The 14,033-nt window shown below is 72.8% G+C and carries 16 protein-coding genes; 7 read left to right on the forward strand and 9 right to left on the reverse strand.

The genetic code is table 11. From position 1 onward, the window contains the following. Nucleotides 1-425, reverse strand: a 425-nt coding sequence (locus HF577_RS23200) for an acetyl-coenzyme A synthetase N-terminal domain-containing protein (RefSeq protein WP_281359837.1), incomplete at its 3' end; no start/stop codon positions are given. 306 nt (nt 426-731) lie between these two features. Beyond that, nucleotides 732-1,433 carry a dienelactone hydrolase family protein gene (locus tag HF577_RS23205; RefSeq protein WP_169398055.1) on the reverse strand — a complete coding sequence of 234 codons (702 nt, stop codon included), beginning with the start codon at nt 1,431-1,433 and terminating at the stop codon, nt 732-734. Nucleotides 1,434-1,510: 77 nt separating this feature from the next. Between HF577_RS23205 and hisC the strand changes: the two genes are divergently transcribed. Then, nucleotides 1,511-2,566 (forward strand): histidinol-phosphate transaminase, encoded by a 1,056-nt coding sequence (gene hisC / locus HF577_RS23210; RefSeq protein WP_169398056.1) that lies wholly within the window; start codon nt 1,511-1,513, stop codon nt 2,564-2,566. Nucleotides 2,567-2,632: 66 nt separating this feature from the next. On the opposite strand, the gene HF577_RS23215 is transcribed toward hisC, so the two are convergent. Next, nucleotides 2,633-2,908 carry a GlsB/YeaQ/YmgE family stress response membrane protein gene (locus HF577_RS23215; protein ID WP_169398057.1) on the reverse strand — a complete coding sequence of 92 codons (276 nt, stop codon included), beginning with the start codon at nt 2,906-2,908 and terminating at the stop codon, nt 2,633-2,635. A 144-nt stretch (nt 2,909-3,052) separates the two neighbouring features. Beyond that, the gene (locus tag HF577_RS23220; RefSeq protein WP_246267042.1) at nt 3,053-3,691 is read right to left on the reverse strand and encodes a response regulator transcription factor; all 639 of its coding nucleotides are present in this window, start codon (nt 3,689-3,691) and stop codon (nt 3,053-3,055) included. 425 nt (nt 3,692-4,116) lie between these two features. On the opposite strand from HF577_RS23220, the gene HF577_RS39820 reads away from it, so the two are divergent. Next, nucleotides 4,117-5,133 carry a glycoside hydrolase family 16 protein gene (locus HF577_RS39820; protein WP_169398059.1) on the forward strand — a complete coding sequence of 339 codons (1,017 nt, stop codon included), beginning with the start codon at nt 4,117-4,119 and terminating at the stop codon, nt 5,131-5,133. A gap of 70 nt (nt 5,134-5,203) precedes the next feature. Here HF577_RS39820 and HF577_RS23230 read toward each other — a convergent pair whose 3' ends face one another. From HF577_RS23230 to HF577_RS23240, 3 genes are all read right to left on the reverse strand, one after another. After that, a complete protein-coding gene (locus HF577_RS23230) occupies nt 5,204-6,187 on the reverse strand; it encodes an MsnO8 family LLM class oxidoreductase (RefSeq protein ID WP_169398060.1) in 984 nt (327 codons plus the stop codon). A 60-nt stretch (nt 6,188-6,247) separates the two neighbouring features. Continuing rightward, the gene (locus tag HF577_RS23235; protein WP_169398061.1) at nt 6,248-6,472 is read right to left on the reverse strand and encodes a hypothetical protein; all 225 of its coding nucleotides are present in this window, start codon (nt 6,470-6,472) and stop codon (nt 6,248-6,250) included. Nucleotides 6,473-6,577: 105 nt separating this feature from the next. Beyond that, entirely contained in the window at nt 6,578-8,599 is a 2,022-nt protein-coding gene (locus tag HF577_RS23240) for a M3 family metallopeptidase (RefSeq protein WP_407692232.1), read from the reverse strand. Nucleotides 8,600-8,617: 18 nt separating this feature from the next. Between HF577_RS23240 and HF577_RS23245 the strand changes: the two genes are divergently transcribed. Together HF577_RS23245 and HF577_RS23250 are read left to right on the forward strand one after the other, a co-directional pair. Then, nucleotides 8,618-9,058, forward strand: a complete 441-nt coding sequence (locus HF577_RS23245) for a nucleotide triphosphate diphosphatase NUDT15 (RefSeq protein ID WP_312859319.1) — start codon at nt 8,618-8,620, stop codon at nt 9,056-9,058. Then, complete coding sequence (locus tag HF577_RS23250) at nt 9,037-9,822, forward strand: arylamine N-acetyltransferase family protein (RefSeq protein ID WP_169398064.1); 786 nt, start codon at nt 9,037-9,039, stop codon at nt 9,820-9,822. Before HF577_RS23245 ends, HF577_RS23250 begins: the two co-directional genes overlap by 22 nt. Nucleotides 9,823-9,838: 16 nt before the next feature. On the opposite strand, the gene mftG is transcribed toward HF577_RS23250, so the two are convergent. Further along, nucleotides 9,839-11,284 (reverse strand): mycofactocin dehydrogenase MftG, encoded by a 1,446-nt coding sequence (gene mftG, locus HF577_RS23255; RefSeq protein ID WP_312859320.1) that lies wholly within the window; start codon nt 11,282-11,284, stop codon nt 9,839-9,841. Nucleotides 11,285-11,303: 19 nt separating this feature from the next. Here mftG and HF577_RS23260 point away from each other — a divergent pair, with 19 nt between their 5' ends. Beyond that, nucleotides 11,304-12,563 (forward strand): M18 family aminopeptidase, encoded by a 1,260-nt coding sequence (locus HF577_RS23260; RefSeq protein WP_169398066.1) that lies wholly within the window; start codon nt 11,304-11,306, stop codon nt 12,561-12,563. On the opposite strand, the gene HF577_RS23265 is transcribed toward HF577_RS23260, so the two are convergent. Beyond that, a complete protein-coding gene (locus HF577_RS23265; protein WP_169398067.1) occupies nt 12,547-13,407 on the reverse strand; it encodes an alpha/beta fold hydrolase in 861 nt (286 codons plus the stop codon). The two genes, HF577_RS23260 and HF577_RS23265, sit on opposite strands and share 17 nt — an antisense overlap. 103 nt (nt 13,408-13,510) lie before the next feature. Between HF577_RS23265 and HF577_RS23270 the strand changes: the two genes are divergently transcribed. Then, nucleotides 13,511-13,711 carry a hypothetical protein gene (locus HF577_RS23270; protein WP_169398068.1) on the forward strand — a complete coding sequence of 67 codons (201 nt, stop codon included), beginning with the start codon at nt 13,511-13,513 and terminating at the stop codon, nt 13,709-13,711. Then, the gene (locus tag HF577_RS23275; RefSeq protein ID WP_407692233.1) at nt 13,708-14,001 is read left to right on the forward strand and encodes a hypothetical protein; all 294 of its coding nucleotides are present in this window, start codon (nt 13,708-13,710) and stop codon (nt 13,999-14,001) included. Before HF577_RS23270 ends, HF577_RS23275 begins: the two co-directional genes overlap by 4 nt. Nucleotides 14,002-14,033 lie beyond the last annotated feature (32 nt).

Raw genomic sequence — 14,033 nt, forward strand, 5'->3', positions numbered from 1 at the left:
ACCCCCATCCCGACCAGGCCCGCCCGCGCCCGGCCGACGAGTTCGCGCAGCTCGGCGTGCGTGACCGTCCGCTCCAGGCCGTCCTCCCGGGCGAACACGAGTGCGATGTCGGCGTCCTCCCGGCCCGGTCCGGGAGTCAGCGCGTGCTCCGCGTAGTTGAGCGTGGCCCCCGGGAACCACTCCGCGCCCGGCATCTCACTCCCGCCCAGCGCCACGCTCGGCTGCGTGTGGAACCGGACACCCTCGAACTCGGCGACGGCCGACCAGAAACCCTCGAGGTCCTCGACCGACCAGCTGTGCAGCGCCGCGTAGTCGGGCACGTCGACCCCGCGGTGCTCACGGACCCACGCCATGAACTCGGTCATCGGGCCGGCGTGGTGCGGGTCGGGAGTCCACAGGACGTCGGGGATCTCGGACGCAGCCATGACGGTCAGCATGCAAGCCGCCGCCGGGTCGCGCCAGGGCCGTCCGGGGCGGGGAGAGGACGGGCGCGTCCGCCCGACCCGGTGGTGGGCTCACACACCACGGAACGGCGTGTCGGTGCGCGTCGAATGTGGGTTCCGGCCCCATCCCCACATGCCCTCACGCGGGTCCGCTCGTGGCCGCCCTCGGCGCACGCTCCCGCAAGCCGCCGGCGAGCTGGACGGGCGACTCGCGGGGCAGGACGGGGCGACTCGCGGTGCAGGACGGGGCGACTCGCGCGCGGGAAACGGGCGACTCGCGGGGGTGGGTCAGCGCAGGTGGGAGTCGAACCAGTTCAGGGTGCGCTGCCAGGCGTCGGCGGCGGAGTTCGGGTCGTCGTCGAAGCGGTGGCCGCTGTGGGGGTACACGACGACGTCCGTGGCCACCTCCGAGGAGCTCGCCGCGTCGCGCAGCCGGCTGATCCCCGGGTCCGGCTCCCCGTCGGCCGTCTCGCCGTAGATCCCGAGCCACGGGCAGGTGAGTCCGGGGGCCGCCTCGATCAGAGACGGGAGACCCGTGGAGGCCGCGTCGGCGATGCCTTCGCCCGCCACGGTGACCGCGGCACCGAGCCTGCGGTTGGCCGCCACCACCAGCGCGACCGAGCCGCCGAGGTCGAAGCCGATGACGCCCATCCGGTCGGCGGTGATGTCGTGCTCGGCGAGCCAGCCGAAGGCCGTGTCGGTGTCGGCCATGATCTGCTCGCCCTCGAGCCGGTCGACCTGCTGCTGGACCTCGTCGTCGGCGGCGCCGTCCAGCTCGTCGGCCGCGTCGCGGTGGTACAGGTGCGGCGCCACGGTGAGCCAGCCGTCGCCGGCGAGACCTTGCACGAGCCCGCGCACGGCGTCGGTGACCCCCCGCGCCTCGTGCAGAACCACGATCCCGCCGCGCACCGGACCGTCCGGCTCCGCCACGGTGAGTCGCAGAGAGCTGCCATCGACCAGCGGGACGGTCTCCGTCCTGATCTCGGTCATGACCCCAAGGGTTGCACGGCTCGGCGAGTGTGACAGCGGCGGGCACGCGGACGGGGCGACAGACATAGGGTGTCCACATGACGCTGATCCGCCCCGATCTCGACACGCTCCCGGCCTATGTCCCCGGCCGCGCGATTCCCGGGGCCATCAAGCTGGCCAGCAACGAGGTGTCGCTGCCGCCGACACCGCGGGTGCTCGCCGCGATCGCCGAGGCCGCCGCAGGGGGCAACCGGTACCCGGATCTCGCCGTCACGGGACTCACGGCACGTCTGGCGCAGTACCTCGACGTGGACGCCGAGCGGATCGCCATCGGGTGCGGGTCCGTCACGTTGTGCCAGCAGCTCGTGCAGGCCACCTGTTTCGAGCCGTCGGACGAGGTCGTGTACGCGTGGCGCTCGTTCGAGTCCTATCCGATCGTGACGCAGATCGGGGGCGCCACGATCCGCACGGTGCCGCTGGACGACGACTTCCGGCACGACATCGACGCCATGATCGCCGCCGTCACCCCGCAGACGCGCCTGGTGATCGTCTGCAGCCCGAACAACCCGACGGGCACAGTCGTGACGCGCGAGGAGATGGAGCGGCTGCTCGTCTCGGTCGGTCCCGACGTCCTGGTGGCGCTGGACGAGGCATACTACGAGTACGTCACGGACCCCGAGGCCGTCGACGGGATGGCACTGATCGACGCCCACCCCAACCTGGTGGTTCTGCGGACGTTCTCCAAGGCCTACCGCCTCGCGGCGCTGCGGGTGGGGTACGCCGTCAGCGCGCCGGAGGTGACGACCGCTCTGCGGAAGGTGTGCTCGCCGTTCAGCGTGAGCTCCGTGGCACAGGCCGGGGCGATCGCGGCGCTCGACGACGCGGCCGAGCTGCTCGCCTGGTGCAAGGACGTGGTCACCGAGCGGAGCCGGGTGCGCGACGCGCTGCTGGAGGCCGGTTACACCGTGCCGGTCTCCCAGTCCAACTTCGTGTGGCTCGCGCTGGGCGACCGCACCGGTCCGTTCACCGCGCACTGTCTTGACCACCACAAGGTGGTCGTCCGTCCGTTCGCTTCCGACGGGGTGCGGGTGACGGTGTCCGCGCCGGACGAGAACGACGCCTTCCTGGCCGCGGCTCGTTCGTTCCCGGGCTGACCCCGGAGACGACACCGGCCCGGTCCCGACGACGCTGTCGGGACCGGGCCGCTGCGTGCGCGAGCGTCAGCGAGTGACGCCGCGCCTGCCGTAGGCACCTGCCACGATGGTGACACCTATGGCGGCGACGACAATCTGCAGAATGAGCTCGATCCAGTCGATGCCGCCCGTGCTGGCCACTCCGAACAGCCTCGCGATGAACGTGCCGATAAACGCCGCCACGATTCCGACCAGGATGGTCAGCCAGATGGGAATGTTCTGCTTTCCGGGCGCCACGAGCCGCCCGAGGAAGCCGATGATGGCACCGATGACGATCGCTGTGATGATCCCGGTCACGGTCATTGCAACTCCCGAGGTTCCTCAGGGCCGACCCCACACGACCCGCGTGTGCACTGGGTAGCACGGGGTGAGCGGCCCTGCACGCCTGGAGACCGGATGACACCCGAAGCGTTATCGCCCCATAGGGTCACGGCCACCTGGAGGGCCTCAGGGCTCCAGGACGTATCCCTCACCACGGACGGTGCGGATGCGCTCCGCGCCGATCTTGCGGCGTAGGTAGGAGATGTAGACCTGGACGAGATTGGCGGACGCCGGCTCGGACCAGACGGCGCTCGCCAGCTTGTCGGGGGAGACCACCTCACCCGGATCCGCGAGCAGCGCCATCAACATCGCGAATTCAGTGGGAGAGAGCGAAACCGATTGTCCGTCGACGGTCACCTCCCCCAGTTCGGTGTCGACGGTCAGCTCGCCGTGGCGGATCACGGTGTTCTCGACGGGGGCACCGAGCCGCAGCCGCAGCCGGATCCGCGCCGCGAGCTCGTCGACGGCGAAGGGCCGCAGCAGGTAGTCGTCGCGGTCGCCGCGCAGCTGGCCGAGCAGGCTCGCGCGGCGTTCCCGCGGGGTGACCGCGATGACCGGCACGTTCGGCGCCTCGGTCTGGACGGCCGCGAGTACCGCAGCCTGGTCCGGCCCGGGCAGCTCGACGTCGAGCACCAGCAGCGCGGGGTCGCGCGCGCGGACGGCGTCGAGGACACCGATTCCGTCGCTGACGGGGCTGACCGAGACCCCCTCGGACCGGAGGCTGCGCAGCACAGCAGCCGACGCGGCCGTCGGGGGCAACGCCAACAGGACATGATCGTTCGGGGGTACGGACACACGTGTCGACAGGGCTGTCGAGACGTACGAGGACGCACCCCCCGGGGGAGCAGCGGGGAGCATCGCGCCTAGCTTCTCGCAGCCGGGCCGCGATAACAATCTTCTAACGGAGCAACCTTGAACGTTCTGAGAGGTACATCCCGGTCGCCTGAGAGCCCAGGTACTCCGAATGGAGTACCCGAGCTGCCCCATCCGTCCGTCTGACGTCGTTTTGGCGCGCGTGACCGACCTGCTGGCGCGTACGCGCAACCTGACCTCTCAGGTTTGCTGATCATCGGGCTCCTCCTTCTTTATGGTTCCGCCCCATGCGACGGACAACCTCCGCTGCGGAAGATCGCTCGGAATCCCCGACCGAGCTGATCGCACGTATTTCCGCAGAGCACGGTTCCCCCACCGTGACCCAGGGTCGGCGTCACCGCCGCCGTGCGGGCGAGAACGTCGACGCCGTAGTCACCACCGACCCGCTTCCCCAGCGCTCCCTCACGCGCAGGCTGGCTCCGCTCGCGATCGGCGCCACGGTGATGCTGGTGGCCACCACGGTCGCCACCGTGCTGCGACCTGCAGACGACACCTCCCTCGCCGCGCCCGAGCTGAGCACGGTGATCGTGGCCGACCCGACCACGGCGCTCGCCGTTCCCACCGATGCCCTCCCGATCCCCACCACCAGCAACGCACCCGAGTCCACCAAGGACGCTCCGGCGTCCAAGGAGGCATCGAGCTCCACCACGAAGAGCACGCAGAAGAAGCCGGCTCCGCCGCCGCCCGTCGTCAAGGCCGTGGGCGACGGCAAGCAGGCCGCCCAGCGCCTCGGCTGGACCCCGGTCGGTGGCGACGAGTTCAACGGCGGCATGAGCTCGAAGTGGGGCGTGTACGAAGGCGCGGGCAACGGCGGCAACGGCACCCGCTCCGAGAAGCAGGTCAGCGTCGAGAACGGCTCGCTCGTCATCCGGGGTGACTCGAAGGGCAACAGCGGCGGCATGGCGTGGAGCGACGGCCAGCGCTTCGGCAAGTGGGAGATGCGCGCGAAGTTCCCCGCGGGCGACTCGCAGTACCACCCCGTGCTGATCCTCTGGCCGAGCGACCACGAGTGGCCGGAGGGTGGCGAGATCGACTTCGCCGAGACCACCAGCGCCTCGGACGACGTGTCGTTCTTCCTGCACTACAGCGCCAGCAACCAGCAGAAGTCCGCCACGAAGAAGCTCGACATCACCCAGTGGCACAACTACGCCGTCGAGTGGGTGGACGGCCGAATCACCGGCTACATCGACGGCGAGAAGTGGTTCGAGAGCACCGACTCCAAGACGATGCCTCCCGGCAAGATGCACGCCACGATCCAGCTCGACTACTTCCCTGACGGCGGAACGCCCAAGCAGAGCGAGATGCTCGTCGACTACATGCGGATCTACAAGTAGCCGCTGCCGCCCGTCGCACACCCGTCCCGCCCGGCGCTCCCCACCGGGCGGGACGTTGTGTTGTGAGGGGTCAGCCGTCCCGCCGGAACATCCGGACGAGCCGCGCGTCGGACTCGCCCAACGCTGCCCGGTCGAACGTCGAGGTCGACGCGAGCAGTTCGTCGGCGCCGGTCCGGGCGAGCAGGTCACGCAGCTCGTCGGCGACCGCGGCCTCGTCGCCGTGCACCGTCCGCCCCACCGCATCCTCGACCACGGTCCGCTGCCGCGCCGACAGCGGACGGCCGGGGTCGACGGGTTCCAGCGCCGGGAACTGCCCGGTGGTGCGGGCCGCCGCCAGCGCCCACGCCTCCGGCAGCGCGAGCTCGCGGGCCGCTGCCACCGAGTCGGCCACCAGCACGTCCCGCGACACCACGACGTAGGGCTGTGCCCCCGCCGCGCGGACGCGGGCCCGGTAGTCGGCCAGCTCCTCGCCGATCCCGTCGCGGTCGAGCGCCGGCCCTCCCAGCACCACCGGCAGCCCGGCGTCCCCGGCAACAGCCAGACCACGGCCGGTGGCGAGCACGAACAGCGGGACGGGCCGGTCGAGGCGGGGCCGCACCGTGACGGGGGCGGTGCCGTCCAGGTAGGCGCGCAGCTCCGCGAGATCAGCGGCGAACGTGTCGGGACCGGCGGCGTCGCGCCGCAGTGCTCTGCGGACCGGCGGCGTGAAACCGAGCGAGCGGCCCGCACCCAGGTCGATCCGGCCGGGGAACAGCGCCTCCAGCATCGCGAACTGCTCGGCCACCACGATCGGCTGGTGGTTGGGCAGCATCACCCCGCCGGAGCCGACCCGGATCCGATCGGTGCGAGCAGCCACGGCGGCGATCAGGACCGGTGGGCTCCCGCTCGCGATGCCGGGGACGGCGTGGTGCTCGGCCACCCAGAACCGGTGGTAGCCGAGCTGTTCCGCGCGTCGGGCCCGGGCCACGGTGTGGCCCAGCGCAGCCTCGTCGGGCTCTCCGGACCTGGTCCGTGACCGGTCCAGGAGCGAGAGCCGCACCTGCGGAAACATCATGAGCGGCAACACGCGCCGCTCAGGAGGAATTCCGCGTCGGAAGCTCCGGGCGGCGCCCGGTCAGCTGATGCGGCGCTTGGTGTGGCTGCGGGCGCCGTGGCCCTCCCTGGCGTGGCCCGCGCGGGGCCCGACGTGGGACGGGTCGACCTGCTTGGCCTTCGCCCGCCGGGCGGCCCGGTTGAGCGGCTCCTCCGGTTCGACGGCGGGTTCGGCCTCCGTCGCGTCGGGGGCGGGCTCGTCGGCGGACTCCGACTGCTTCGGCGGGAGCGGCTGGGACTGGGACATGGGAACCTCCGAGATCATGGGGGTGGGGGACGGAATCCGCGAGCTCAGAGGATCACGCCCGGAGAGTACCGGGGGGCCCGACGGCGGTCTCCCCAGTTCCGGCGGTCAGCTCGCGAGGCCGCGGCGCGCCAGCAACGGCGCGATCTCGGGGTCGCGGCCGCGGAACGCACGGTAGGCCTCCATCGGGTCCACCGCCCCTCCGCGGGAGAGCAGCTCGCGCCGGAACGTGTCGCCGTTCTCGCGCCGCAGGCCGCCGTTCTCGGCGAACCACTCCACGGTGTCGGCGTCGAGCACCTCGCTCCAGATGTAGGAGTAGTAGCCCGCGCTGTAGCCACCGCCGAAGATGTGGTTGAAGTAGGTGGTCCGGTAGCGCGGTGGGGCGGTCGGGACGGCCACCCCGGCCGCGCCGATCGCGTCGGCCTCGAACGTCTCCACGTCGGTCACCTGCTCATCCGGGCCGAGGCGGTGCCACGCCTGGTCGAGCAGCGCCGCGGCCAGGTACTCGGTGGTGGCGAACCCCTCCCCGAACTGCCGCGACTCCGCCAGCCGCGCCACCAGCTCGGGCGGCAGCGGCTCGCCGGTCTCGTGGTGGCGGGCGTAGTTCGCGAGGACCTCCGGGTCCTCCAGCCACATCTCGTTGACCTGCGACGGGTACTCGACGAAGTCGCGGGGCACCCTCGTGCCGGCGAACGTCGGGTACTGCACGTCGGAGAACAACCCGTGCAGCGCGTGCCCGAACTCGTGGAACAGCGTGCGGACGTTGTCGATCGTGAGCAGCGTCGGCTGCCCGTCGGCGGGGCGCGCGAGGTTGAGGGTGTTGAGCACCACCGGCCGGGTGCCCAGCAGCCGCGACTGCGTGACGAAGGAGTTCATCCAGGCCCCGCCGCGCTTCGACTCCCGCGCGTAGAGGTCGGCGACGAACAGCCCGAGCTGACCGTTCTCGTCGAAGACGTCGAAGACCCGCACCTCGGGGTGGTAGCGCGGCAGGTCGTGGCGCTCGCTGAACCGCAGCCCGTAGAGCCGGCCGGCCGCGTGGAAGACGCCGTCGTGCAGCACGCGTTCCAGCTCGAGGTAGGGCCGCAGCGTGTCGGCGTCGAGGTCGAACCGCTCGCGGCGGACCCGCTCGGCGTGGAACGCCCGGTCCCACGCCTCGATCAGGTGGCCGGCCGCGACCGACAGCTCGTCGGCCTCGGTCTGTGCGTTGGCCGCCGCCACCGGGGCCAGCTTCCCGAGCATCGCGTCGATGGCGTCGACCGTGCCGGCCGTGCCGATCTCCACCGCCCAGGAGGCGTGGTGCGGGTGCCCGAGCAGCGCGGCGCGCTCGGCACGCAGCGCGGCGATGCGCAGCACGATCTCCCGGGTGTCGTGCTCGCCGCCGAGGCCGCGCGTGACCGACGCGCGGTGCACGCGCTCGCGCAGCCCGCGGTCGGCGAGCGAGGAGAGCACCGGCTGCCCGGTGGGTAGGACGAGGGTGATCAGGTACGCGCCGTCGTGTCCTCGCGAGGTGGCCGCCCGCGCCGCGGCGGAGACGGCGTCCGGGGACAGCCCGGCGAGCTCGGCCGCATCCTCGACGAGGACCGCGGCGTCGTTCGCACCGGCCAGCAGCTTCGCGCCGAACTCCGTGGACAGCGTCGACAGCTCCGCGTTGAGGGCCCGCAGCCGCTCCTGCTCGACGGCCCCCAGCCGCGCCCCCGCCCGCACGGCGTCGCGGTGGAGCCGCTCCAGCAACCGCAGCGACTCCGCGTCCAGGCCCAGCTCGTGACGCGCCTCGTGCAGCGTCTCGAGGCGGGCGAACAGCGCCGGGTCGAGCATGATCGCGTCCGAGTGCGCGGCGAGCCGGGGCGCGAACTCCGCCTCGATGGCGCGGATCCCCGGTGTGCTGCACGAGCTGACGAGCACGAAGAACACCGCCGAGACCCGCTGCAGCACCGCCCCCGAGCGCTCCAGCGCGACGACCGTGTTGGCGAACGTCGGCGGCGCCGGGTCGCCGGTGATCGCGTCGACCTCCGCGCGCTGTTCCTCCATGCCCGCTGTGAACGCGGGCGCGAAGTGCTCCTCCCGGATGGCGTCGAAGTCCGGGAACTCGAAGGGCAACGGGCTGGGGGCGAGGAACGGGTTGGCGCTCACGCGCGCGAGCATAGGTGCGTGACGCAGGTACGGGTCGGTGTCGGCGCAGTGGTGGTCGAGGACGGGCGGGTGCTCGTGATGCGGCGGGCGGGAGCGCACGGCGCGGGCCTGTGGGGGCTGCCCGGCGGCCACCAGGAGTTCGGCGAGTCCCCGGAGCACACGGCGGTGCGCGAGGTGGCCGAGGAGACCGGCCTCGTCGTCGACGTCACGGCCCGGCTGGGCTTCACCGACGACCCGATGCCCGACATCGGTCGCCACTACGTCACCCTCTTCCTCGCGTGCAGGCGCACCGGTGGTGAGCTGCGGCTCATGGAGCCGGAGAAGGCCACCGACCTCGCCTGGCTCACCCTCGACGAGCTGCGGGAGCGTCGCGACGAGCTGTTCGTACCGCTGCGGCACTGCCTCGACACCGGCCTGCTGGGCGCAGACTCGAGTGCATGGATGTCGACGCCCTCCTGACGAAGATCGGGGCCGAACGCCCGGCCGCCCCCACGAGCGCAGCACTCGCCGCCCTGCACCGCGCGTACGCCTGGACGGTGCCGTCGGAGGACTACGACATCCACCTCGGCGTCCCGATCTCGCTACGCCTCGACGACATCGCCGACAAGCTGATCCACCGGCAACGCGGTGGCTACTGCTACGAGCTCAACGGGTTGTTCGCCGCGCTGCTGCGCGAGCTGGGCTTCGGCGTCACCCTCTTCTCGGCGTTCTTCCTCGACGAGCACGGCACCCGCGGTCCCGACTTCGACCACCTGCGGCTGCTCGTCGAGACCGTCGACGGCCCGTGGCTCGCCGACGTCGGGAACGGCGGGACCTGGATCGAGCCGGTGCCCCAGCAGCCGGGCACCCACGGCGACGTGCAGGTGCACCACGAGGACGACCTGTGGTGGACCGTGCAGCGCCACTCCGACGGCCGGTGGGAGCGGAGCTGGGCGTGGCAGGCGACGCCGAGGGAGCTCGCGGACTTCGCGGGACGTTCCGACTACCACGAGCACGATCCCGACTCGTACTTCCGCGCCCGCCGGTTCGCGGTGCTGCCGCTCCCCGACCGCCGGATCTCGCTGCTCAACGGGGTGTTCTCCGAGATCGTCGACGGCGTGCGCTCGGAGCGGGCGGTGTCTCCCGACGAGGAGCGGACGCTGCTCGCCGAGCGGTTCGGGATCGTTCTCGACGGGCCGCCGGGAGCGCTCTGGCCGCATCTGGACGCCGTCGCCCCGGCGTGAGCGGCGGTCGTCCGGATCAGGCGCAGAGCAACGTCGCCGCCTTCTCGCCGACGGCCACGGCCGTGGCGGCGGTGCCGCGCCGGGGCACCACGGGCAGCACCGACGTGTCGGCCACCCGCAGACCCGGGACGCCGTGCACGCGCAGCTGCGCGTCCACGACAGGGCCCATCGCGGCGCTCCCGCTCAGGTGCTGGGCGGTGTCGAGGTGAGCGGCGATCCAGCCGTCGAGGGCATGGTCGGAGCCGAGGACGTCACCGGCCGGGGCGGCGCGGACGCCGAGCCCGGCGCGCAGCAGATCGGCCCCCACCCGGATCGCGTGCCGCAGCCTGCGGCGGTCGTGCTCGGTGCGCAGGTACGCGTACGAGATCCGCGGGCGGACCCGCGGGTCGGTCGAGGTGAGGGTGATCGTCCCGCGGCTGTCGGGGTGCTGCAGCGCGCACATCAGGTGCAGGTCGGTCCCGCCGTCGAACGGTCGTACGAACAGCATGACCTCGACGTCACCGGCGGGGTCGGCACCGGCGTCCAGGTCGAGCGCAGCCTGCACGCAGGACGCGTGCGGGTGGGCAGGCGGGTCGGCGGTGGCGAACGGGAGGTACACCACCGGGTGGTCGGACCAGTCCCGGCCCACCCCGGGCAGCTCGCGCGCCACGGGCACGCCCGCCGTTCGCAGGTCGTCGGGCGGACCGATCCCGGACAGCAGCAGGAGGTGGGGCGTGGCGATCGCGCCAGCGGCGAGCACGACCTCCCCGGCCTCGACCACCGTGCCGTCGAGCAACTCGACGCCCCGGGCCCGGTCGCCGTCGAACAGCACGCGGGCCACGGCCGCATCAGGCCGCACGACCAGCCCGGCCCGGGGCGGGTGCAGGTAGGCCTGTGCGGTGCTCACCCGGACCCCGTCGATGCCGTTGCTGGGGACGAGCCCGGCACCGGGGGCCCCGCCCGCGTTCTTGTCCGGTTCCGCGGGGAAGCCGAGACGTCGCGCCGCGTCGAGGAACCGGGGCGTGGCCGGGTGCAGCAGGTCACCGGAGGGCCGCCGGACGGACACCGGACCCCGGTCCCCGTGCCAGGGCGCCCCCGGATGGTCGAGGTCGTGCTCGCTGCGGACGTAGTGCGGGAGCAGGTCGGCCCACGTCCAGCCGGGAACGCCCCACCCGTCGGCGTCCGCGGGGGTGGCACGCACCCAGTTGGCCCCGTTGATCGCGCTCGACCCGCCCAGCCCGCGCCCCCGCGGCACCGTCGTGACGCAGCCGGGACGCAGCTGCGCGGGATAGGCCCAGTTGCTCGGATGCCCGGGCCGGGTGGCCGCCAGCGACCCGACGTCGAGCAGGTCGGGTGCCGGCCCGCCCGGACCCGCCTCCAGCAGCAGCACCCGCCGCGCCGGATCGTCGGCCAGCCGGGCCGCGAGCGCGCAGCCGGCTGATCCGGCTCCGACGACCACCACGTCGAACTCCTGCCGGGGCACGTGGGAGAGGATGCACCTGATGACGGATCTCGCGCACGACCTCGCCGACTTCATCGCAGCCGCGCCCACCCCGTACCACGCCGTGGCCGAGGGGGTGCGGCGCCTGTCCGCCGCCGGGTTCTCCGAGCAGCCCGAGGCCGGCCCGTGGGACGGGAGTTCAGGTGGCCGCTACCTCGTGCGGGACGGCACGCTGCTGGCCTGGTTCGTCCCGGAGGCCGCGCCGCCCGGCACCCCGATGCGGATCTTCGCGGCCCACACCGACTCGCCGACGCTGAAGGTCAAGCCCCGCCCGGACGTCGGTGCGGGCGGCTGGCGGCAGGTCGCCGTCGAGGTCTACGGCGGGGCGCTGTGGAACTCGTGGCTCGACCGCGACCTGGGCCTGGCCGGACGCCTCGCGCTCTACGACGGCACCACCGTGCTGGTGGACGTGCACCGGCCGCTGCTGCGGGTGCCGCAGCTGGCCATCCACCTCGACCGCCAGGTGAACCAGGGCCTCAGCCTGGACGCCCAGCAGCACCTGCTCCCGGTCTGGGGCCTCGGCTCCCCCGCCGAGGGCGACCTCATCGAGTTCCTGGCCGACGAGGTCGGCGTCGACCCCGACGAGGTGGCGGCACACGACCTCGTGGTGCACGACGTCACCCCGCCCGCGCGCCTCGGTGAGGAGGAGGAACTGCTGGCCGCGCCCCGGCTGGACAACCTCGCGTCCGCGCACGCCGGCCTGGGCGCGCTCCTCGCTGCTGCCGACGACGCCGGCGGCGTCATCCCGGTGTTCGTCGGCTTCGACCACGAGGAGATCGGCAGCGGGTCGGCAACCGGTGCGGCCGGCCCCCTGCTGGAGACGGTGCTCACCCGGCTGGCCGGTGGCTTCGACGCCCGTGGGGCCGCCTTCGCGGGCTCCCGATGCCTGTCGGTGGATGTCACGCACGCGGCGCACCCGAACTACCTCGGCCACCACGACCCCACGCACCGAGCACTGCCGAACGGTGGGCCCGCGCTGAAGGTCAACGCCAACCAGCGCTACGCCACCGACGCCCCCGGCGCGGCCGCGTGGCACCGCGCCTGCCGGGACGCCGGCGTCCCGACGCAGGTGTTCGTCGGGAAGAACACGGTGCCGTGCGGCACGACCGTCGGACCGCTCATCGCCACGCGCCTGGGGATCCGCACGGTCGACGTCGGGATCCCGGTGCTGTCGATGCACTCGGCGCGGGAGCTGTGCGGGGTGCGCGACCCCGGCCACCTGGCCGCGGCGGCCACGGCGTTCCTCACCGACCCGGTCTGACCGACCCCGGCCCGGTGAGCAGGGCGCCGAGCTGGGACGCGAACTCGGCGGGATGGGTCGCGTACCCGACGTGGTCGCCGACGAAGTCGACGACCTGGAGGCCGAGCCGTTCGGCGAGCACGAGGTTGGGGCGGTAGGGCATGTGCTCGCGTGACTCCTGGCCGCCGGCTGGCACGATCCGGTCGCGGGCGGCGCCCAGTGCGTCCAGGTCGGGGACGTAGCGGGGGTACTGGCGCAGCTCGTGCTCCATCCAGAACGTCATGTTGGTCTCGACCCGCGCCATCATCTCGACGACGGACTGCGGCAGCTCCACGTCCGGCGGCGGGCCGCCGGCGGCTCCCCCCGACCCGACCGCGGCGCCGAACCGGGCCATCGCCGGCCACAGCCCCTCCGCGCGATAGGTCTCCTGGACGCTGTCGAAGAAGGCCAGCCACTCGGCGCTGTCCGGCAGCAGCGTGGCGATCGGCGGCTCGTGCGCCACGGCGGTGACAACGACCTCGGGATGGCGCGCCACGAGCTCCAGCACCACGATCGCGCCGGAGCTGCTGCCGAACACGTGAGCGGGGCCACCGCCCAGGTGCGCGATCAGCCGGCGTGCGTCGTCGGCGTCGGCGTCGATCCGCGCGTCGTCCTCGATGGGCGCGAGCAGTGGGCTGCGGGCGAACCCGCGCCGGTCGTAGGTGGCCACCGTGAAGCGGTCGGCCAGAGCGGCGGCGACCCCGCCGTAGATCGCCGAGTCCCCGTTGCCGCCGACGACGAACAGCAACAGGGGACCGGCCCCGCGGGTCTCGAGATGCAGCCGGGCTCCCGGCACGTCCAGGGTGTCGGTCACAGGTTCGTCCACGGCGTGACCATGGCACGCCCTGGACGAAAAGGGCCCTGATCGCCAGGGCCCGTTTCTTGATCAAATACGGCGGACGGGCGGTGACGCCCGTACCGTGTCGGGGGTGCCACCGGAGCAACCCACCCCCGCGGGCGATCTCGACGCCGAGACGCCGGCGTTCGCGCACCGGATGTTCGACCCCGCGCGCGACGGACGTACCGACGAGCCGGCCACCGCGCGAGGTGGCCGGTCGGCGCACGCCACCGCCACGGGTCGTCGAGCTCGCCGGATACTGGAGCTCCTGCACGGAAGACACCGGCCGTGACCTCGGAGGAGGCGTCCCTGGACGGCGGACGCGACGTCTACTGGTTCGTCGGAGGTCCGCTCGACGGCCGGGTGCACACCCGCGAGGCGGCCGAACCCGCGCCGTGCACGGTGCGCTACACCCACCTGCACGAGGGGCCGAAGATCGTCCACCTCTACGACCTGCACGAGGTGGCCGGCCACGGCGGCGAGTACCGGCTCCGCGGCCCCGGGATCGTCGTCCCGGACGACGACACGTCCGACGACATCCGCGACGGGGACCTCAGCAACGGCCCGGACGACGCGGGCTGAGGTCTCGCTCCCGGCCTTCCGGTCGGAACGGT

Source organism: Pseudonocardia xinjiangensis (assembly GCF_012911925.1).
Taxonomy (GTDB): domain Bacteria; phylum Actinomycetota; class Actinomycetes; order Mycobacteriales; family Pseudonocardiaceae; genus Pseudonocardia; species Pseudonocardia xinjiangensis.

Coding starts and splice junctions, on each gene's coding strand:
- HF577_RS23230 (WP_169398060.1), bottom strand. CDS start 6,187: ATGATGTTTCCGCAGGTGCGGCTCTCGCTCCTGGACCGGTCACGGACC.
- HF577_RS23250 (WP_169398064.1), top strand. CDS start 9,037: ATGGATGTCGACGCCCTCCTGACGAAGATCGGGGCCGAACGCCCGGCC.
- HF577_RS23260 (WP_169398066.1), top strand. CDS start 11,304: ATGACGGATCTCGCGCACGACCTCGCCGACTTCATCGCAGCCGCGCCC.
- HF577_RS23205 (WP_169398055.1), bottom strand. CDS start 1,433: ATGACCGAGATCAGGACGGAGACCGTCCCGCTGGTCGATGGCAGCTCT.
- HF577_RS23215 (WP_169398057.1), bottom strand. CDS start 2,908: ATGACCGTGACCGGGATCATCACAGCGATCGTCATCGGTGCCATCATC.
- hisC (WP_169398056.1), top strand. CDS start 1,511: ATGACGCTGATCCGCCCCGATCTCGACACGCTCCCGGCCTATGTCCCC.
- HF577_RS23235 (WP_169398061.1), bottom strand. CDS start 6,472: ATGTCCCAGTCCCAGCCGCTCCCGCCGAAGCAGTCGGAGTCCGCCGAC.